Raw genomic sequence first — 19,696 nt, 5'->3', positions numbered from 1 at the left:
TCTTTCCTTCTACAAGCATCTATTGTAGCCTTTTTCCTTACTTTTTACCAATTTCACTATTTTTCTTTCGAATTGTTGGGTACAATGGAAAAATATCAATATTTATGTTATTTATAAGTAGTATAGTTGAGAAAAGAGGTCGAATAGAGTGGAAAATCTAAGTTCTAATTTTATAAAAGATGTTATGATTAAGGATTTGGAATCCGGTAAGCACGATAAAATTATCACTCGTTTCCCTCCAGAGCCAAACGGATATTTACATATCGGCCATGCTAAATCCATTATTATTAACTTTGGATTAGCAGATGAATTTAACGGAAAAACCAATTTACGATTTGATGACACCAATCCGTTAAAGGAAGATGTCGAATATGTAAACTCGATTAAAGAAGATGTGAAATGGCTTGGATTCGAGTGGGATAACTTATTCTTTGCTTCTGATTATTTTGAAGAAATGTACAAACGTGCTGTGCTATTAATTAAAAAAGGACTGGCATACGTAGATGACCTGTCCGCTGATGAAATCCGTGAATACCGCGGCACATTAACATCTCCAGGTAAAGAGAGCCCATATCGTGACCGTTCGGTGGAGGAAAATCTAGATTTATTTGAACGTATGCGCAACGGAGAATTTGAAAATGGACAAAAGGTTCTTCGTGCAAAAATTGATATGAAATCTCCTAATATCAATTTACGTGATCCTGTCATTTATCGAATTTCTCACGCTACACACCATAACACTGGTGATAAGTGGTGTATTTATCCGATGTACGCTTTCGCTCATCCTTTAGAGGATGCAATTGAAGACGTAACCCATTCCATTTGTACTGTGGAATTTGAAGATCAACGGCCACTTTATAACTGGGTAGTAGAACAATGCGAAATGGATAGTACGCCGCAGCAAATTGAATTTGGCCGCTTAAACGTAACCAACACGGTAATGAGCAAGAGGAAACTTAAGCAGCTTGTTGATGAAGGGTTTGTTGATGGCTGGGATGACCCGCGGATGCCGACTATTTCTGGAATGAGACGCAAAGGGTTTACCCCTGAATCCATCCGTAATTTTGTCCGCGAAACAGGTGTATCGAAAGGTTCGGGAGCTGTTGATTCACAAATGCTCGAACATTTTGTTAGAGAAGATTTAAAGTTAAAGGCACCACGAACTATGGGAATTCTAAATCCTTTAAAAGTAGTTATCACCAACTACCCAGAAGGTCAAATTGAGTTACTGGATGCAGAGATTAACCCTGAGGTTCCAGAAATGGGTATGCGGAAAATTCCATTTTCTCGCGAGATTTACATTGAAAAAGACGATTTCATGGAAAATCCTCCGGCTAAATATTTCCGTCTCTTCCCTGGTAATGAAGTTCGCCTTAAACATGCCTATTTCATTAAATGTGAAGAAGTAATCAAGGATATTAACGGTGAAGTCATTGAACTCCGCTGTACCTATGACCCTCTAACCAAAAGCGGCACTGGCTTTACCGGCCGTAAGGTAAAGGGCACCATTCATTGGGTGGAAGCAACCAACTCAGTTCCAGCAGAGTTTCGTTTATACGAACCGCTGATCCTTGATAAAACTGAAGAGGAAAGTGATGAGGAAGAAAAAACCTTTCTTGATCATGTAAATCCTGAATCACTTGTGGTATTACAGGGATTTGTGGAACCTAATATGAGAGAAAGTATGCCGCACGATAAATTTCAATTCTTTAGACACGGATATTTCAATGTTGATCCAAAGCATACTACCGTTGATAAGCTGGTCTTCAACAGAATCGTTTCCTTAAAAAGTTCATTTAAAATATAGAATGAAATGCGGAAGCGCCTGCACAGGGGCGACAGGCATAAGACGAGCCGGCGAGAAGGTTGTTTTTTACCTTCTTGACGGATTGGCTTATGACCCGAGCCCCTAGGCGCTGGAGCTAGACATAATGAAAAAGAACCAGGCTCAATTGCCTGGTTCTTCTTTTTATATTTTCGTGGTACATGGAACTTCTAGAATGACCCTTGTTCCTTTGCCTGGTGAAGAGTTAATGGTAAGTTCCCCGCCTACAGCTCGTGCTCTTTCATCCATACTGAAAAGACCAACACCACGGGATTGAGAATCCACATCAAATCCTAACCCTTTATCCTCAATCATCACTCTAATCATTTGATCCATTTCTCTAATGGTGACAGCTGCCTCGGAGACTTCTGCATACTTGCGAATATTCGTTAATGCCTCTTGAATGATACGGTATATCGTTAGTTCAATGCTGATGTCTAAGCGGCGATTTAGTACACACTCAAAAAAAACATCAATATGGTAGTTTTCCGAAAAACGTGATAGAAAAGAACGTATCGCAGGAACTAGTCCAAGATCATCTAATACAGAGGGGCGCAATTCCCATGAAATATCTCGAATTTCCTCTATTAGCTGGGTGGCTTCTTTCTGCATTTGCAAAAGCAGAGGATGGTCCATTTCGGAAAGCAGACGATTGATGGTAATGAGGTGGCTATATAAGTTCTGCCCGATTCCGTCATGTAAATTACGTGATAGACGTTTTCGTTCTTCTTCCTGAACATCGATGATTGTGGTCATCATTTTCTGTAATTCTTGCTCAACCCGCTTCCGTTCTGTAATTTCATAGCGGATTGCTAAATATTGATAGGGTTTTCCCTTTTCATTCATGAACGGAACAATGGTTGTATCCACCCAGTAAAAGGTACCATCTTTTGCCCTGTTGCAAATTTCGCCCTTCCAAACCTTCCCAGAGCCAATTGTTCTCCACATTTCCTTAAAAAAATTGTCAGGGTGGTATCCAGAATTCAATATTCGATGATCCTGTCCAAGAAGCTCTTCCCTTGGATATTTGGATATCTGGCTGAATTGATCATTAATATATGTAATGGTCCCCCTTGAATCCGTTATCGCCACAATTGAAGATTCATCAAGGGCAAACTTTATATCTAATAATTCCTGGACTGATTTTTTTAATTCTAATTCAAGGTTTGCAAATTCACGCTGCTGCTGGTCCTTCTCCATACATATCCTCCTCTAGCCTATTATCTGGTTTTGTAATATCTGCTCTAATTCTAAGGCAGCATCCTGAACCATTTCTTGGTCGTCTTCGGAGAATGTGTATTTTTCCCTTTTTCCAACTAGCAGAACACCCTTTGGTAAAGAGTTAAAAAATAAAGGCACTGCATAGCAGGAAACTAGTTTCTCAGCAAGCATAATAGGATGATCTGTCACCTTACCATAAATATCATTTGGGAAGTCAATTACCATCATTGGACTGCCGCTCGAAATAATTTTCCCAGCAATTCCTTTTCCAAACCGGACGGTAATTCTTTTATATTTCTCATTTAAATTACCTAAAGCGTAATGCCACCTTACATCAGGACCTACCTCATTTTGCAGGGCTAACGCAACAAATTCACAATTAATTCTTTTCTTTAATTCTTCACACACGTCGTTTATTCGTAACATTCCCTTGAACTTGGTCATCCTAGAAAATACTCCTTAAATACCATAACCTAATAATCCCTTCTTAACGGCGAATTCCACCAATTCCGGTCTGGTTTTCATCTGAAGTTTTTCCATTAGATTCCCTTTATGTGTTTCTACCGTTTTTACACTAATCACTAACTGTTCAGCAATTTCTTTATTGGAATATCCTTTTGCAATCAGGGTAAGGACTTCTTTTTCTCGATCTGATAATAAACTATAGGTATCATTGTTGCCATGTTTAAGGCTTCCAAGATATTCTTCCATTAATCGCTTTGTTGCAGCAGGATGGAGGTAGGCGTTTCCATTGGCAACGGATTCAATTGCAGACATTAACTCATCATGAGGAGCACTCTTTAAAATACAGCCAGATGCACCAGCCTGAACAGCCCGGAATAAATATTCCTCATCATCATGCATTGTTAAAATCAGGATATTAACTTCAGGCATCTGTTTTTTTAATTCTCCCGTCGCCGATAATCCATCTTTACCATGCGGCATGCTTAAATCCATTACTACAACATCCGGTTTAAGTTTTAACGCTTTTTTAATTCCTTCATTTCCTTCAGAAGCTTCTCCGACTACTTCAATTTCAGGATTTGTATTTAACAGCATTTTTAACCCGCTTCTTACCACTGCATGGTCATCAACTAATAAGATCTTAATCAAATGGAGACTCCCCTTTACTCTCTAAATAGGAAGAGATATTTCAATAGATGTACCTTCTCCTATTTTAGAGGAAATATCACACTGTCCGCCAGTCAGAAGCATTCTCTCCTTCATTGCAGCCATTCCAAGTGTATAAGGGTTCTTTTCTACGTCCTCTTTTTGAAAGCCTTTACCAAAATCAAAGATAGTTATTATTAATTCACTGTTACCCCAAGTTAGATCCATCTTTACATTTGATGTATCAGCATATTTGGCAATGTTTGCAAGAGCCTCCTGACAAACACGAAACACCGCTACACTATTTTGTTCTTGAATATGCTTTTCTTCTCCTGTGGAGGTCACGTCAACTAAAATTCCGAAAGTTGACGTGTAAACCTTAATATAACTCTTAATGGCCGGAAGTAATCCAAGAGTAGTAAGAGCAGGAGGGTACAGTTCGACGGAAAGTAATCGAATTTCCTGCATGGTTTTCTCAATCAGCTGAGTCATTTCATGTAGATAATTTTTATAATAAGCCTCATTTATTCCAGATTCAACCAATTTTAAACCAGTTAAAATACTGAATAAATTTTGTCCTACACCTTCATGAAGCTCTAGGGAAATTCTTTTAATTTCCTCCTCCTGTGCTTGAATGATATAGGAACTAATATGATTTTTTGGTGCAGAGTATTCCATTACCTTCCCTCCTTTCCCCTTTTTTTAAAACTAAATGATGCTAACTGTATAGGTTAACCCGCTATTAGCGTCGGATGCGGAGAATAATGTTTCGGATTGAGCGATATCACTGGCAAGGGGAACCGCTATAAAATTAAATTTATCAAAATAGAAGCGGACATGCGTACGGTCCGGACAGTACTCTATTTTTTCTATTTTCTTTTTTATAGCTGGTGCTTGATCCCCGCCTTGTTGATTATGCACTGTGATCTCAACAGAGGCGCCGGCAAATCGCCGCAGTTCCTGTAAATTAATGAGTTCCACAGCTATTACACCCTCTCTTTACAGGATAGATGAACATTTTATAACCTTGAAGATACTCCCAAAACTTATCGCCTGCATTTTGTTCAAGGAAATTTATTGTTTCTTCTTCTGAATTCCAATCACTCATCCCTTTTACCTCGGCAATCACCATTTCAGCACCCTCAATGGTCTTTTCCTCTAAAAACCAATTCAAACGTTTCTTTCCAAATGTCTCTTTTAATATTTCTTCAATCTCATTAGAAAAGCTGCCTGATTGTTTGCGCACAAAACAAAAATCAAGATACGTTTCACTAGTCATTTACATTCACACCTTTTTTATAGATGAGAAACGCGAGTGGAAATAATACGACATTCATGACTCCTGCCACAATGGTATTAACATAATTCTCATAAAAATATTGATGAACCATATATTGTGTAACAATAATATTCAGCATTAATACAGCAAGAAGAAGGGCAACAGGAAGGTAACTACGCTTCATATCGTTTCACCCCCACGGCATAAACAGCGCCGTTCTCAACCTTTACATGGATCTCTGGCAGCGGGCGTCTTGGCGGCCCTGCAGTCGGTGCTCCTGTTTCAACATCAAATTTCCCGTGATGGCAAGGGCAGAGCAAATCGCCTTCATCCTTTTGCCAAAACACTGGGCAGCGTAGATGTGTACAGGCATTTTGATAGGCCACATATTTATTTTCGGACAGCCTAATTAAAATCGCACTATCATGCTCACCAGGGAAATGAAAATCAACGGCATCCCCGACAGGAATCGCACTTACGTCAGCAATCTTTTGCTTCGGATATTTCTTATCTCCTAAACCAATGAGTTCTTTTGCGGCTACTGCTCCCCATGGAAGGGAGGAAACAGCGAACACTCCGGCAGCACCAACCAAGGTCTTCATAAAACCACGGCGGTCCAGTTTTCTTTCATTGTTGCGGTTTATATTATGTGTATAGTTATCTTCATTGAACGGGATTTTAGTATTTTTATCTGTCATGGTTAATCCCTCCTAAAACAATTTTGTGACACCCTGCAAGATACCAGGGAGATTCACTCTAACATTTGTTTCGCCTTCTAAATAAGGCATGCTTGTTACCCATTTACCATTATCTAAATTAAATTGCTTTTGCTTTGCTTCAATTTCCTCATCCGTTAACCACTGCAAGGTATTTGACGGACATACACTTGCACACATTGGAGGGATTCCGTCCTTTGTGCGGTCAATACAAAGATCACATTTATACATGAGATTTTGCTCTGTATCAAATTTAGGAATACCGTATGGACAGGCAATTGTACAGTTTTGACAGCCAATGCACTTTTCAACAAGAGCCGAAAGAACGGCCCCTGTTTCATGGATTTGGATTGCCTGTGCCGGACAGCTTCTAGCACATGCTGGATTCACACAGTGAAGGCACATTAGAGGCATAGTTTGTCGGTTAACCAGCGGGTTAACATCGTATACATAGTTACGGTTACGCTCCTCATGCCCGCCGCACTGTGTGCAGGCAGCCAAACAAGAGCGGCAGCCTATACAGTTTTCAAGTTCAAGATATAACCTCTTCTTCATTTACTGCACCTTCTTTAGTTCTAGTTTTTCTATCTGTGCTGCACAAGCTTTAAATTCTGGCATTCTTGAAATAGGATCAAGTGCGCCAATGGTCAAAAGATTGATAGATTTTTCATGGCCCCAGTGGTAAGGAACAAACACGGTATCCTTACGAATGGCCTCGGTTACTTTTACCTGATAAATAGCCTCTCCCCTTCTTGTAAAAAGGCGGACTCTTTCTTCATGATTAATTCCATATTTTTCTGCTGTTTCTGGATGTACTTCTACAAAAGGTTCAGGGCTCATATCACGCAAGAATTGTATTCTTCTAGTTTGATTGCCTGACAGATAGTGATACACTACTCTACCAGTAGTTAACCGAAGCGGATACTCTTGATCCGGTTCTTCTGCTGCTGGTCTGTAAGGCAAGGCAAAGATTTTTGCTTTGCCATCTGGATGATAGAATTTTTTATCTAGGAACAAATGTGGTGTTCCTGGATCACTTTCGTCTTTACATGGCCAGAACACGCCATCTTGTTTGTCAATCTTTTCCCAAGTTACTCCATAATAATCAGCTGTGCCGCCTTTTGAAGCAACACGAAGTTCATTGAAGATATCTTTTGACGTTTTCAAGTGCGAAAAATATTTACCGCGTCCCATACGCTCTGCGATTTCTACTTGAATCTGCCAGTCTGGCTTCGTTTCTCCCAGCGGCATTTGTGCTCTATTAATCTTGATAATTCGGCCTTCTACATTCGTTGTGGTCCCTTCATCTTCCGCCCAAGTTGTTGTAGGAAGTACGACGTCAGCGAATTCGGCAGATTCAGAAAGGTAAAAGTCAACACAAACCATAAAGTCCAAGTTTTTCATCTGTTCGCGCACATAATTTAAATTCGGTGCAGAAACGGCAGGATTGGAACATAATAGGTAAAGGGCACGAATCGTCTTTTGTTCCATTAATCCAAACATTTCATAAGCCGAAACACCTTCTTTTGGCATTTCTTCCGGTTCAATTCCCCAAACCTTAGAAATGTACTCCACATGTTCCGGATAAGCAATTTTTCGATAGCCAGGCAGTGCATCTGCCTTTTGTCCGTGCTCACGGCCGCCTTGACCGTTTCCTTGTCCTGTGATCGTTGCAACACCTGATTTAGGACGGCCAATTTTTCCTGTAATTAGAGCCATATTTGTATAGGCAGAAACGTTGTCTACCCCTTTAACTTGCTGCTCAATGCCTCTTGCAAACATAACAATGGCATTCGGTGCTTTTCCATAAAGTTCTGCTGCACGGATAATTTTTTCTGGTGCCACACCAGTCAGTTCGCTTGTATATTCTGGTGTAAATTCTTTAACAAGCTGCTTTGTTTCTTCAAAACCATTGGTGTGATTATTGACAAATTCTTCATCAACATGGCCATTCTGTATCAGTAAATTTACAATCCCGTTTGCTAACGCAAGGTCTGTTCCCGGCCTTAAATCTAAATGCAGATCGGCTCTTCTAGCGATAGGTGTTTCCCGAGGATCAGCAACAATTACATAGCCGCCTCTTTCTTGAACTGCCCAGATACGAAACATGGATGTTGGATGACATTCAGCGGTATTGCTTCCTGCAAGAAAGATACAATCTGTCTCATGTACATCCGTCCAAGGAACTGTTGAACCTCTATCAATACCTAGAGAACGATTTAATCCACCGGCTGCACTTGCCATACAGAAACGTCCATTATAATCAATGTAGCGTGTTTGCAGTCCTACACGAGCAAATTTACCTGTTAAATAACATTTTTCATTCGTCATGGAAACACCGCTATATACTGAGAGTGAATCTTTTCCATATGCAGCTTGAATTTCCTTGAACTTTTTAACAATCAGGTCATATGCCTCATCCCAGCTTGCTTCACGAAAACCTTTGTTCGTTCCCTTTAATGATTTATCATCGCGGATTAACGGTTTTAATAAACGATCTTTATGATTAACCTGCTGGTAAGCAGTAACACCTTTAGGACACATCTTACCAAGAGTAACTGGCCAATCATAACGCGGCTCCACTCCGATAATTTTGTTTGTTTTGGTATTTACCCTTAAGTTCATTCCACATTGCATCGCACAATAGCTGCAGTGTGTTTTAACTAAAGTTTCATTTGGATGGTTTAAGTTATCTATTTCTTTAAAATATTTATCTCTTTCGTTCTTAAAATTAACCTCTTGCATTCTGGTTAGCCTCCTTGACCTTCACTTGGTGCGTTGCGATTCCAGAGAATCTAGAAATTCTGTATTTTCTTCGGCATGGAAGGCACAATTCAGCTAGGTTAAAGCCATCCTGCATATTAAATTCCATAGCATTTACGCCAAGTACATTTATTACATCATTGGATTGTTCCACTGATACGAAATGATCGCCGCACACTTTACATTCTTTCATTGCCTGTTCGCCGTAATGTTCGCGATAATTTCTTGCAAAAACACTTACTGGACGGAATGGAATATGTGCGAGCTTTCCAAATGGCAGATAGATTAGCGTTACGATAACTGAAAACTGGTGAATCAATGACATTTGCGGCTGCATCCAGCCATGTAAGAATACATTTTGAACGGTTAATAAAAGACCTGTGATCGAAATAAATAACAATAGATAAAGCGGCAGGAAATCATAGATAAACTTTTGTTCTGCTCTTGCCTGCATGTTTTTTAAGCGGCGGCGTAATGCCATACATACACCTGCTGTTACCATAATAGCGGCAATATTTAATGCATTATAGGAGAACCAAGCGATGATTCCATCCGCTTTTACCTCTATTAAGTTCATTCCCATTAAAACGATCGTGTAGTAGCCATTATCATCCATCGTAAAATACATCCAGCCAAACACGAGCGGGAAGGTAACCAAACATGCAAGGACACATCCCCAGCCGATTAAAATATGCTGTATCCAGCGATATAGCCCGCGATTTTTAATAAAATCATAGATGGCTAAATGATTAACAGCTGTTTTAGGCGTACTTTTTCTTTTTAGAAGCTTTAAACCTTTTTTGATGAAGATTTTAGTTGGCGGTCTTTCGCCCCACGCGATAAAGCGGTAGAAAAATCCTCCGATAAACACAATCGTTCCCACCATATATCCATATAGATTTAAATCAACGTGTGTAAACATTCTAGTCGCAATAAAAGATAGAATAACAATAGCAGATACCGATAAAAACATTGATTTCGCAAATTTGGACGCAAACGCATTATCGAACGAGCGTCCTGTTTTTTTATTGCTTGAAGTATTAGTCTGCATTTGAGCTCCTCCTAAAAAAATAACACTAACGAGTTTTCTTACTCTTATTGTAAGAAATTCGTTAGTGTTATCTATATAGGGGAACTCCCCCATCTGTCGGGGAAAAAACCCTTATTAAATCAATTTTAGACAAATCTCTGTCACATCTTATTAAGAAGATATTTTTTTCGCCAAGAATATAGAAGAAAAGAAATAAAAATGCCCACTTGTAATGAAAAAACAAGAGCATCCCAGAATAGCAAGCTCGTAGGGGGTTGTACAAATCCAGGAAGCAGCTTTATTCCTACTTGAATCATTTGTGGAATAAAATACATAAAATATAAGACAATCGTTACCATAAACCCTAAAAAGTAGAAAATTGTATAAGTATTAACCGCCATTTTTTCACCAGCAAAAACAACCTCATCCTCTTCATCCATTGGCTTTAATTTTAAGAATGAAAGCTGTTTTCTAATGGCATGCTTTGCATTTTCCATCAAGTTGTAACAGCCAGAAACGTTCTCAAATAAAAAATACAAATCTGTTTTCATATAAATACAACATTGAAATATCATTCTCAATACAATATCAAAAGTGGCAAGTTGCATTAAGCCAACGATAAGAAAGGGCCCATTTGAAAAAAACAACTGGACAATTAGTGCTATAAAAAGCAGAACTGAATCAAAATACAGTCCTCCTAAGAAAAGAATGTTTCGGTCCTTAGGCGGCAATTTCCAGATTGCAGACATATCTGTTAATAACACTACAAAAAACATTCGGTGGCCAATTTCCATTTTAGTTGGAAGATTGTGTGCTCTAATAGCCAGTACATGACCAAATTCGTGAATTAACACAAAAAGAAAGCTGAACGACATCCAAACAATTACATTCACGAACATAATATCAAAAACGAAAATATCATCACGGCGGGGAAATAAAGAAGGATTAACAATGAAAATTGCTATATTTAATACGAATATTACACTATATATTTGAACAGTAAACTTATTAAAAAAGAATTTACCTAATTTAGGGGAAACCCATAACATCTCGGATTGCTCATTTGAAATTTGTTTTTTTTCAATCCTTACACCATCAATCTGATCAATCAATTCCATCTCAAAAAGCTGATTGGCAAAATCGATTAGATTTACCTCTTCTTTTGGGAATTTCCCCATAAGTGTTGTTTCAATTTCACCTAGGCGAAAACCTTGATTTATCCTATTAATTGCTTCAATACATATTTCTGGCATTTCATAAAACTCACCAGTAAGTTTGTCCTCGACGATATAATGCTTTTTATCTTTGTGAATATCAATAGGAACAATAGAAATACGCGAATGGAGTGTTATGTTCATCTAAAAGGCCGCTCCTCCACTAAATTATGAAAAATAAAGGATGCAAGGCTTTCGCTTGCATCCTGCTTTATTACTTTCCTACGTAAATACACCACCAGCAAGTTGTTTTTACCTTTTTAAGTTTCCGGATTTTCATTTCTCCACCTCCCTATGTAATTCCCATTTTTCTGACCAAGGATAATTTTGATGAAATTTAATCCATGCTGGGAAAATCTTTTTAAACTTTTCCACAAGCATAGGATCAAATTGTGAACCCTGTCCTTTGATTATTCGGTTATACGCTTCTTCATATGGCAATGCATCCCGATATGACCTAGATGAAGTCATCGCATCAAATGCATCAGCAATTGCAGAAACTCTAGCTAGTAAAGGTATTTCTTCCCCCTTTAATTGATCGGGATACCCTTTACCATCCCAACGTTCATGATGAGAACGGATCACATAAATACTATTCTTTATTCCTTCCACATCCTTAACCGCTTCAGCACCGACTACTGGATGAGACTTGATGATCTCAAATTCTTCATTTGTAAGTTTTCCAGGTTTCATTAGAATTTGATCAGGAATATTCACTTTACCAATATCATGGAGTAAACAAGCATAGTAGAAAGATTTTTGTTCTTCTTTTGAGAACTTTCCGATTTCATTCGCAAACATTAACGCATATTTCGCAACACGCTCACTATGTCCTCTAGTATACGGGTCTTTTAATTCGAGAGTAGCAATTACACCTTTTACAATTCCCTCCAATTGGTTATCATAGGAACTGCTAAGCGCACGGACATACCCTTGAAAGCGGACTAATAAAAAGAATGATAGTCCAGATAAAATTGCAATTAATACTATTGGTACGACTACTAGGGATGTTTTTAATAAAACTCCCGTTGCGATGTATTTTAAGGTAAATCCAATTGTAACTAACCAAAAGTATCTGGTATTTAAGAATATTGGCAATGATAGGATTAGAAATATTTCTACCACATTCCCACTTGTATATCCGTCATTATTTCCGTGAAAGGAAACTATATCAACAAGAAAAGATACGCTTAAATAACTGATAATAAATATATATTTAATGCGATTTTGTAGATTTACCTTATTTAAATAATATGCAATGGCCAGTACTACAAATAACACGATATAATTAAGGTACCATATATTATTAGGAAGCCCAATGGCTTCATTTTTTCCAACATACTTAGGATTAAAGTAGTAGTAAAATACATCCCAGCCAATTATTAAAATATAAGATATTAATAAATATCCTTTTACGGTTTGTTTTTCTTCATGCGGTATCATATATTCCTCCGTATTTCTCACACATGTTTATTATATGATTCGTTATGATTAGAAAAGATATAAGTATTTTTATACCTATATTTACTTCCATTTTCTAACAAAAAACTATATAATTCTGTTTACCTCTACATTATATCTCATTAGTGATACCTTTGTACTATATTAAATTGATAGTTTTTGTATAATTATAGAATTATTATAGAATTAATTTTTTCTATTAATCTGTGAAATTGGTAGTGTCACATTGACCATTGTACCTTTTCCAGGACTGCTTTTAATCGAAATATTCCCGTGATGGTCTTGAACAATTTGGTTTGAGACCATTAATCCAAGACCTGTACCATCGGTTTTAGTGGTAAAGAATGGTTCACCAAGATTTGGAATGCTCTCCTCATCTATACCACATCCTTCATCTTGAATTGAAATATCCATCTTAGTACCATCTAAAACCTTTACATTTACTTTTATTTTTCCACCCATAGGCATAGATTCAATTGCATTTTTTATTAAATTAATAAAAACCTGTTTCAACTGTTTGCTGTCACAATCGATTGGAGGAAGTGGTCCAGCTATCGTTGTTTCAACTGAAACCACATGTTTTTCGGCCTGTTGTTGTGTAATTGATAGGGTGTAGGCAATAATTTCTTCAATACTAACTTTTGAAAATTTAATTTCCTTGGGTTTTCCAAGTGTCATAAGATCCTCCACGATTGAATTAATCCGATCTATTTCTTGTATCATAATCGGATAGAAATCATTTGTATTTGGATACCTTTCTTGCTGCAGCTGTGTAAACCCTTTTAAGGAAGAAAGCGGATTTCGTATTTCATGACCAATAGCTGCTGCCATTTGACCTATTACAGCGAGTTTTTCTTTCCTTCGAAGTTCCTCATAAGCATTCGTTAAGGAATGTAAATATGATTCAAAACGAATTAAAATAATCAAGGCAATTGCTGAAAGGATTACATATATGACCATAGGAGCCACAACCTGAACATCATGGATAGTAATTCCAATTAGACCATATTTTAACACCATTCCAATAGAAACTGTCCAAAAATATTTTTTGTTTACAAAAATAGGAGAAAAAAGAATAAAAACTACCTCGACAATACTCCCTGCGGCAAATTGTTTGTCCGTTGCCATATAAATAATTAAGTTATGGACGGTATCAATAACAATATAGGTACAGAAATAGAGATACTTAATAATATAGGGATTCCCTTTTTTCTTAAAATAAATCACAAAGGGGAATATAACAAAAATAAAGAAGTAGTACCATAATCCCAATCCCTCTCTATGTTTACTAATCTCCCCATCTCTATACAAATTCGGAAAAATATAATAATAAATTAATTCAAAAGCTATGAAAAAAATATAAAATAACCACAAAAATAGCTTAGTTGCTTTAGTTTCTTCGTAGAGTAATTTATGAACTAGGTTGCCTTCTTTCATTCTGGAACTCCCTTAGGTATTCATTAAAATTCGATTCAAATTATCTCCTACTATTCTATCATCAATCCAAAAAAAATCTTGAAGTTTTTTTTGGAAATTCGATGCTATTCGACAAAATCCTTTTCAAATATAAAAAAGGACTTGAATGAATCCAAGTCCTTTTTATACATTTAAACCTATTGAATTAGCTTACTTTATCCATTCTTTCTCCTTTTTCATTTAACCTGGAGTGTTTACGTCCGTATCCAAAATACACCAGTATCCCAATCACAAGCCAAACACCAAAGCTTTTCCATGTAGCAGCCGGAAGCTGGAGCGCTAAATATCCACAGAATACGAATGCTAATATAGGAATCCACGGAACAAATGGTACCCTGAAGCCTGTAGTCGGCGCTTGCTTATTTTTACGAAGATATAGAATTCCAATAGAAACTGTCATGAAAGCAAATAGTGTTCCAATGTTAACAAGTTCCGCAAGTTTACTTAACGGCAAAACACCTGCAAAAAAAGCTACTAATACACAGGTAATCCATGAATTTACAATGGGTGTTTGCTTCTTTTTGTCTACTTTTGAAAATACCTTCGGCAGCAAACCATCGCGTGCAATCGCATAAAACAGTCTTGATTGTCCATAAATCATGACAAGTAAAACGGTAGTAATCCCTGTGATTGCCCCCAATGAAATAAAACCTGCCACCCAATCCTGATTAATATAATTCAGCGCAAATGCCACTGGATTCTTAACAGCTAACTCTGTATAAGGAACAATTCCTGTTAAGATAGCAGAGACAGTAATATACAAAGTTGTACAAACAACCAATGACGCAATAATCCCTATTGGCATGTTCTTTTGAGGGTTTTTTACTTCTTCTGCAGCTGTGGCAACGGCATCGAAGCCAATATACGCAAAGAATACAGTTGCTGCACCTGTTACAACCCCTGAGACACCAAACGGCATAAACGGAGTCCAATTTGCAGGTTCTACATACCAAACACCAACAGCAATAAATAGAAGCACTACAGCAATTTTAATTACAACCATGATCGTGTTAAGACGTGCCGACTTTTTAACTCCTTGTGTCAAAAGCAATGTAATAAAGAAAATAATTGCAATGGCCGGTACGTCAACAAAAGTTCCATTTGCCGGGTCATAAGCACTCGATATTGCTTTAGGAAGGTGTATTCCAAAGCCTGATAGAAGCCCTTGAAAATAACCTGACCAGCCGCTGGCAACTGCTGAGGAAGCCAGCCCATATTCAAGGATTAAAACCCATCCTAATATCCAAGCAATTAATTCCCCGAACGTTGCGTAACTATAGGTATAAGCACTGCCTGATACCGGAACGGCTGAAGCAAATTCCGCATAGCACAGCGCTGCAAATACGCACGCAAGTCCTGACAAAATGAAAGAAATAATAAGTGCTGGGCCTGCATGCTCGGCTGCTGCAACTCCTGTTAGGACAAATATTCCTGTCCCAATAATTGCACCTATCCCCAGCATCGTTAAATCGAATGCACCTAATTCTTTCTTCAAGGTTATATCTTTTTGTCCAGCCTCCTTAATTAAATCAGTAATTGATTTTTTCCTAAATAAATCCATGTCTATTACCTCCACGACCTAAAGTCGAAATCTTCTGAAAAAGTTTCTCTCAAAAATATATATCGGTATAATATAATTAATTTATTAATAAAGCAATATATTTTGAAAAATTAAATTACTTTCCTAATTATACCATTATCAGCGAGCTATTTACTTCTATATATTATTCCCGACATCGAATGCTAATTATATTAGTAAAATAATTTCCAGCCTTTCTAAAAAATAAAAAAACTAACCATCCTATAAAGAGGTTAGTTTACTTACCAATAAAAATATATTGCAATTAAAACCTTATAGACTTTTGCCTGTAAAGGTGCCATAAAAAACGTAACATCTTCGATCCTCATCTATCTCTCGTGAATCGAGTCCAAACTCTAAAAACTTACCTTCCTTTTTAATGTAGATAAAGTCCGAATGAAGCGTTGCCAGTATCTCTTCATGGTTCCAGACATTTTTTTCTTCCACTAGTATAGATGATGCGTCCTTCAATTCCCTTACTTCAAAACCAATGTGAGAATAGATTGTATCCGAGGAATCATTGGTGTAGCTTTCTTTTGTTACATACAAAACTGCCGTTCCATCCGGGTCCATCGCAGTGGCGTTTACCGCAAATGTCTCTCCTTCTTTCACGAAAAATTCGCAAGTCATTCTTGCCACTGCTTCAACGGGAGTAATGTTTTGATAATTCCACAAGGCGGGATATTTTTTTATCGCATCATCAAGTCGATATTCTAACCTCATTTTCCATCCCTCTTTTCTTTTTCTTTTTATCTTACCATTGTTTTCCTAAAATTTACTTTTATAATGTAATTATAACGAAGAAAAGCACAAGCGCCTTTGCCGCTTGCGCTAAACATTTACAAAGGAGCGTGAGAAGGTGAAGAAGACCCAATGGTTAATCACTGGCGTCCTTACTTCTCTTATGGCTGGAACCACCCTGGCCGGTTGTTCCCAGGCCCAGGACTTACCCCCAGTACCGGAAGACACAGACTGTTCTGATTGGGAATGGGATGATGATGAAGGAGTTTGGCAATGCGATGACACTCGTTCAAGTCACTATGGCCACTTCTTTTACGGGGGGATGTTTTTCCATAATAGATCCGCATTATTAAATTCCTCGGCCTACAAATCTTATAAGTCTTCCTCTACATTCAAGGGCGGATTTGGGAGCAGCTCAAAAGGTGGGTTTGGAGGTTAATCATGTCCTCGTACACGACGGAACGAAAAAAGTTTTACTCCAAATTCCCTGACTTTTGGTCGGACTTATACGGGAGTGAATACAGTCTTTATCATGTTTATAGCATCACAGAACAGACACATATCCTTTTGAAAGAAGCAACGGAACGATTGGGCAGTGTCTTTTTTAAAACTGCACGTCTCCTGCGCAATCTTGAAGACGAACAGCTTCTTGAACTTGGATTCCCAGCCGCAAGTCTTCCCTTTCTTCGGTTAAAAAATCTTTTTCCTGAATCCATCATCTCGCGATTTGATTTTGCTTTAACCAGCAACGGAGTAAAAATGCTTGAGTTTAATGCTGATACTCCTACCTTTATCGTCGAATGTTTCCAAATTAATGGGAGAGCTTGTTCAGAATTTGGGCTTCATAATCCGAACGTAAACCAAGAACGACTTCTTGCTTCCGGTATCACAAAGGCAGTCCTTGAATCCGCAAAGGGATGCGAGTCCCCTAATATCGTTTTCACTGCCCATCGAGACCATATGGAGGATTGGAATACTACGGTGTATTTAAGTGAGTTATGCGCAGTTTCTAATCAAGTCCTTCCCATTTCCGACCTGCGGATTACAGAGGACGCACTTTTAGATGCTAACGGTGTACCAATCGATGTTTTATATCGTCAGACCTACCCTCTAGAACATTTACTCGAGGACCAGGACCCTAATACAGGGGATTTTGTAGGAATTGAATTATTACAGCTTGTTAAGGACCAAAAATTGTCGATTGTGAATCCTGTCTCAGCGTTTCTGCTGCAGCCTAAGTCCATTCAATGTCTGATATGGGGCTTGGCAGAAAATGATGGATTTTATACGAAGGAAGAACAGAATTGGATAAAAGCTTATATGCTGCCTACTTATCTTGAAGCAGATGGATTTGCCGGTACCACTGCTTATGTTCAAAAACCTTCATTTGGGCGGGAAGGAGATACCATTACCATTTGGGATGCACATTGCGAGGTAGACGCGCACAATTCCTTCCAAACCTACCGTAACGAACTTCCTGTCTATCAATCGTATGTACAGCTTCCTGTTGTTTCACTTGAAACAGAAAAAGGTATCGAAGAACTATCAATGGTTTTTGGTTCTTTCCTTATCGCTGGGAAACCAAGCAGTATCGGAATCCGTGCTGGCGGAAAAATCACCGGTAACGAATCTTATTTCTTACCAGTAGGAATTAAAAAGGAGGGATTTAATTGTTAAATTTCTTAATTTATTTGGCTGTTTCATTAGGATTATTAATTGTTGGATTATTTTTAATGGAAATTACTACAAAGGTTAAAGAATTTTCTTTAATGGCGCAAGGAAATAAAGCTGCAAGCTATGTACTGGGAGGAAGACTTCTTGGACTGGCGATTGTTTTATATTCGGCTCTTGCAAACTCCATCTCGTTAGTAGATATGGTGATTTGGGGAGCGGTAGGAATTGCAGCACAGATTATTGTGTTCTATCTCACCGAATGGCTCACACCTCGACATTTTAATGTATCACAGAGTATTGAAGAAAATAACACCGCAGTCGGTCTGTTTCTCCTGCTATTATCTGTATCTATCGGGATTGTTATTGCTGGTTGTTTGACATATTGAAAAAACGCATCTCCCTAGATGCGTTTTTTTATAGCCTTTGGTACGTATACTTATCACATATGACAAATAATCTAGCCTCTTTAGGAATAGGTTCATTCCATTTGTTGAGTATATTCAAATCATTCCGGTCTGCTATGAGCTGAGCTCCTTTTTCTTTAAGTTCTTCATATGCTGCACCATAGGTTCTCCACTCAGGTCGCAGGCTGACTTCCCAAAGATCACTTCCCCCATCTCCATCCTGTCTGCTAAGCAATTGTGTAAATAGATGGCTGGCTCCTTTCATTTGGGCAGACTTCGCCATTAGGTTAGACACAGAGCCATTTGATAAAATAAACTCATCGATTTTAACATGCTTAAAATTATCTACATGCTTTTCATTTACGATTTCTGCAATCGTATAAATATTTTTTTCTGTTCCTTCATCATAACGTTCAATGGAAGATGCCACCAAAAGAGTCTTTCCATCCACTAAGTCCGGATTGGCAATACCCTCGGCCGCAAAGAGCAAAACAGCTTTGGAATGTTCAATTCTCGCCTTTCTTAATGTATCTACATCCGTCGGACTTCCCTGAATATAGTGAAAACGTTCATGCTCGAACGGAGTCTTTTCAAATTCCTCTATTAATATGATATCTGTTTTTTCATCACCTAATAATAATTCCTTAATCGTACTCTTGCTTTTGGCAGTCCAGCCAATAATGACAAAATGATTCTCACCTTTATAAAACAATTTCCCCTCCTCCTTCCGCTTTTTATATTGTGTGACCCCTTCTACTATAATCCCAATAACGGTACCAAACAGCCCGATGCCTAATGTATAGACGACCATCATAGCCCAGGTTCTTCCTAATTCTGTAGCAGGATATACATCTCCATAGCCTACTGTTGTCATCGTAGTAAGTATCCACCACACTGCGTGCAAAGTGTTTTCAAACGTATTCGGTTCTATAACCCTCATAATTTCTGCATTTAATAAAATAAATAGCAAGGTAATTAGGATGATTGTTCGATACCGATATCTCGAGGCAGTAAGAAATAGTTTTCGAAAAAAAAGCATTTTTCTCCCTCCTTTCTACTCTTTGCTTTTTATACTCAATACTTCTACTAAATATTCCTTATTTCCTTTTTTACATTTCATATTGACTTATTCAACAGCATGGTGTAATATTATTAATTGTGCTTCATAAATTATGTAACTTGTAATAGATAACGCAATGTAAG

20 protein-coding genes are annotated in these 19,696 nt (G+C 37.9%); 3 read left to right on the top strand and 17 right to left on the bottom strand.

Going from position 1 to position 19,696, the window contains the following annotated elements; all coding sequences use genetic code 11:
- Window positions 1–148: 148 nt before the first annotated feature.
- Complete coding sequence (locus QNH29_RS05185) at window positions 149–1,807, top strand: glutamine--tRNA ligase/YqeY domain fusion protein (protein WP_283863778.1); 1,659 nt, start codon at window positions 149–151, stop codon at window positions 1,805–1,807.
- Window positions 1,808–1,969: 162 nt separating this feature from the next.
- On the opposite strand, the gene QNH29_RS05180 is transcribed toward QNH29_RS05185, so the two are convergent.
- From QNH29_RS05180 to QNH29_RS05105, 16 genes are all read right to left on the bottom strand, one after another.
- The gene (locus QNH29_RS05180; protein ID WP_283863777.1) at window positions 1,970–3,025 is read right to left on the bottom strand and encodes a PAS domain-containing sensor histidine kinase; all 1,056 of its coding nucleotides are present in this window, start codon (window positions 3,023–3,025) and stop codon (window positions 1,970–1,972) included.
- 12 nt (window positions 3,026–3,037) lie between these two features.
- Complete coding sequence (locus tag QNH29_RS05175) at window positions 3,038–3,490, bottom strand: GAF domain-containing protein (protein ID WP_283863776.1); 453 nt, start codon at window positions 3,488–3,490, stop codon at window positions 3,038–3,040.
- 15 nt (window positions 3,491–3,505) lie between these two features.
- The gene (locus tag QNH29_RS05170; protein ID WP_283863775.1) at window positions 3,506–4,159 is read right to left on the bottom strand and encodes a response regulator; all 654 of its coding nucleotides are present in this window, start codon (window positions 4,157–4,159) and stop codon (window positions 3,506–3,508) included.
- A 21-nt stretch (window positions 4,160–4,180) separates the two neighbouring features.
- Window positions 4,181–4,834: a sensor histidine kinase gene (locus QNH29_RS05165; protein WP_283863774.1), complete on the bottom strand. Its 654-nt coding sequence runs from the start codon at window positions 4,832–4,834 to the stop codon at window positions 4,181–4,183.
- A 30-nt stretch (window positions 4,835–4,864) separates the two neighbouring features.
- A complete protein-coding gene (locus QNH29_RS05160; RefSeq protein ID WP_283863773.1) occupies window positions 4,865–5,137 on the bottom strand; it encodes a hypothetical protein in 273 nt (90 codons plus the stop codon).
- Window positions 5,124–5,435, bottom strand: a complete 312-nt coding sequence (locus QNH29_RS05155; RefSeq protein ID WP_283863772.1) for a hypothetical protein — start codon at window positions 5,433–5,435, stop codon at window positions 5,124–5,126. Before QNH29_RS05155 ends, QNH29_RS05160 begins: the two co-directional genes overlap by 14 nt.
- Window positions 5,428–5,619, bottom strand: a complete 192-nt coding sequence (locus QNH29_RS05150; protein WP_283863771.1) for a hypothetical protein — start codon at window positions 5,617–5,619, stop codon at window positions 5,428–5,430. Before QNH29_RS05150 ends, QNH29_RS05155 begins: the two co-directional genes overlap by 8 nt.
- Window positions 5,609–6,133 carry a QcrA and Rieske domain-containing protein gene (locus tag QNH29_RS05145; RefSeq protein ID WP_283863770.1) on the bottom strand — a complete coding sequence of 175 codons (525 nt, stop codon included), beginning with the start codon at window positions 6,131–6,133 and terminating at the stop codon, window positions 5,609–5,611. The genes QNH29_RS05150 and QNH29_RS05145 overlap by 11 nt, the downstream gene beginning before the upstream one ends.
- 12 nt (window positions 6,134–6,145) lie before the next feature.
- Window positions 6,146–6,706 (bottom strand): 4Fe-4S dicluster domain-containing protein, encoded by a 561-nt coding sequence (locus QNH29_RS05140; protein WP_063253156.1) that lies wholly within the window; start codon window positions 6,704–6,706, stop codon window positions 6,146–6,148.
- Complete coding sequence (locus tag QNH29_RS05135; protein ID WP_283863769.1) at window positions 6,707–8,896, bottom strand: molybdopterin oxidoreductase family protein; 2,190 nt, start codon at window positions 8,894–8,896, stop codon at window positions 6,707–6,709.
- Window positions 8,883–9,965, bottom strand: a complete 1,083-nt coding sequence (locus tag QNH29_RS05130) for a hypothetical protein (protein ID WP_283863768.1) — start codon at window positions 9,963–9,965, stop codon at window positions 8,883–8,885. Before QNH29_RS05130 ends, QNH29_RS05135 begins: the two co-directional genes overlap by 14 nt.
- A gap of 140 nt (window positions 9,966–10,105) precedes the next feature.
- A complete protein-coding gene (locus QNH29_RS05125; RefSeq protein ID WP_283863767.1) occupies window positions 10,106–11,302 on the bottom strand; it encodes a hypothetical protein in 1,197 nt (398 codons plus the stop codon).
- A 132-nt stretch (window positions 11,303–11,434) separates the two neighbouring features.
- The gene (locus QNH29_RS05120) at window positions 11,435–12,601 is read right to left on the bottom strand and encodes an HD-GYP domain-containing protein (protein ID WP_283863766.1); all 1,167 of its coding nucleotides are present in this window, start codon (window positions 12,599–12,601) and stop codon (window positions 11,435–11,437) included.
- Between the two features lie 204 nt (window positions 12,602–12,805).
- Entirely contained in the window at window positions 12,806–14,056 is a 1,251-nt protein-coding gene (locus QNH29_RS05115; RefSeq protein ID WP_283863765.1) for an ATP-binding protein, read from the bottom strand.
- A 184-nt stretch (window positions 14,057–14,240) separates the two neighbouring features.
- The gene (gene bcaP / locus QNH29_RS05110) at window positions 14,241–15,656 is read right to left on the bottom strand and encodes a branched-chain amino acid transporter BcaP (protein WP_283863764.1); all 1,416 of its coding nucleotides are present in this window, start codon (window positions 15,654–15,656) and stop codon (window positions 14,241–14,243) included.
- A 291-nt stretch (window positions 15,657–15,947) separates the two neighbouring features.
- Window positions 15,948–16,397, bottom strand: a complete 450-nt coding sequence (locus tag QNH29_RS05105; protein WP_283863763.1) for a hypothetical protein — start codon at window positions 16,395–16,397, stop codon at window positions 15,948–15,950.
- Between the two features lie 459 nt (window positions 16,398–16,856).
- On the opposite strand from QNH29_RS05105, the gene QNH29_RS05095 reads away from it, so the two are divergent.
- A complete protein-coding gene (locus tag QNH29_RS05095; RefSeq protein WP_283863761.1) occupies window positions 16,857–18,092 on the top strand; it encodes a glutathionylspermidine synthase family protein in 1,236 nt (411 codons plus the stop codon).
- Window positions 18,086–18,475: a DUF350 domain-containing protein gene (locus QNH29_RS05090; RefSeq protein WP_283863760.1), complete on the top strand. Its 390-nt coding sequence runs from the start codon at window positions 18,086–18,088 to the stop codon at window positions 18,473–18,475. Before QNH29_RS05095 ends, QNH29_RS05090 begins: the two co-directional genes overlap by 7 nt.
- Window positions 18,476–18,503: 28 nt before the next feature.
- Here the strand turns inward: QNH29_RS05090 and QNH29_RS05085 are convergent, their stop codons facing one another.
- Window positions 18,504–19,532, bottom strand: a complete 1,029-nt coding sequence (locus tag QNH29_RS05085; protein WP_283863759.1) for an ion channel — start codon at window positions 19,530–19,532, stop codon at window positions 18,504–18,506.
- Window positions 19,533–19,696 lie beyond the last annotated feature (164 nt).

The organism is Neobacillus sp. DY30, assembly GCF_030123065.1.
In the GTDB taxonomy this organism is placed as follows: Bacteria; Bacillota; Bacilli; order Bacillales; family Cytobacillaceae; genus Neobacillus.
The sequence above is the reverse complement of the archived record's forward strand: the minus strand, read 5'-3'. Positions and strand labels throughout refer to the sequence as shown.

Excerpts from the sequence above, each read along its gene's own strand:
- QNH29_RS05095 (WP_283863761.1), top strand. The coding sequence starts at position 16,857 with ATGTCCTCGTACACGACGGAACGAAAAAAGTTTTACTCCAAATTCCCT.
- QNH29_RS05145 (WP_283863770.1), bottom strand. The coding sequence starts at position 6,133 with ATGACAGATAAAAATACTAAAATCCCGTTCAATGAAGATAACTATACA.
- QNH29_RS05085 (WP_283863759.1), bottom strand. The coding sequence starts at position 19,532 with ATGCTTTTTTTTCGAAAACTATTTCTTACTGCCTCGAGATATCGGTAT.
- QNH29_RS05135 (WP_283863769.1), bottom strand. The coding sequence starts at position 8,896 with ATGCAAGAGGTTAATTTTAAGAACGAAAGAGATAAATATTTTAAAGAA.
- QNH29_RS05150 (WP_283863771.1), bottom strand. The coding sequence starts at position 5,619 with ATGAAGCGTAGTTACCTTCCTGTTGCCCTTCTTCTTGCTGTATTAATG.
- QNH29_RS05130 (WP_283863768.1), bottom strand. The coding sequence starts at position 9,965 with ATGCAGACTAATACTTCAAGCAATAAAAAAACAGGACGCTCGTTCGAT.
- QNH29_RS05115 (WP_283863765.1), bottom strand. The coding sequence starts at position 14,056 with ATGAAAGAAGGCAACCTAGTTCATAAATTACTCTACGAAGAAACTAAA.
- QNH29_RS05175 (WP_283863776.1), bottom strand. The coding sequence starts at position 3,490 with ATGACCAAGTTCAAGGGAATGTTACGAATAAACGACGTGTGTGAAGAA.
- QNH29_RS05165 (WP_283863774.1), bottom strand. The coding sequence starts at position 4,834 with ATGGAATACTCTGCACCAAAAAATCATATTAGTTCCTATATCATTCAA.
- QNH29_RS05105 (WP_283863763.1), bottom strand. The coding sequence starts at position 16,397 with ATGAGGTTAGAATATCGACTTGATGATGCGATAAAAAAATATCCCGCC.
- QNH29_RS05140 (WP_063253156.1), bottom strand. The coding sequence starts at position 6,706 with ATGAAGAAGAGGTTATATCTTGAACTTGAAAACTGTATAGGCTGCCGC.
- QNH29_RS05120 (WP_283863766.1), bottom strand. The coding sequence starts at position 12,601 with ATGATACCGCATGAAGAAAAACAAACCGTAAAAGGATATTTATTAATA.
- bcaP (WP_283863764.1), bottom strand. The coding sequence starts at position 15,656 with ATGGATTTATTTAGGAAAAAATCAATTACTGATTTAATTAAGGAGGCT.
- QNH29_RS05155 (WP_283863772.1), bottom strand. The coding sequence starts at position 5,435 with ATGACTAGTGAAACGTATCTTGATTTTTGTTTTGTGCGCAAACAATCA.
- QNH29_RS05180 (WP_283863777.1), bottom strand. The coding sequence starts at position 3,025 with ATGGAGAAGGACCAGCAGCAGCGTGAATTTGCAAACCTTGAATTAGAA.
- QNH29_RS05125 (WP_283863767.1), bottom strand. The coding sequence starts at position 11,302 with ATGAACATAACACTCCATTCGCGTATTTCTATTGTTCCTATTGATATT.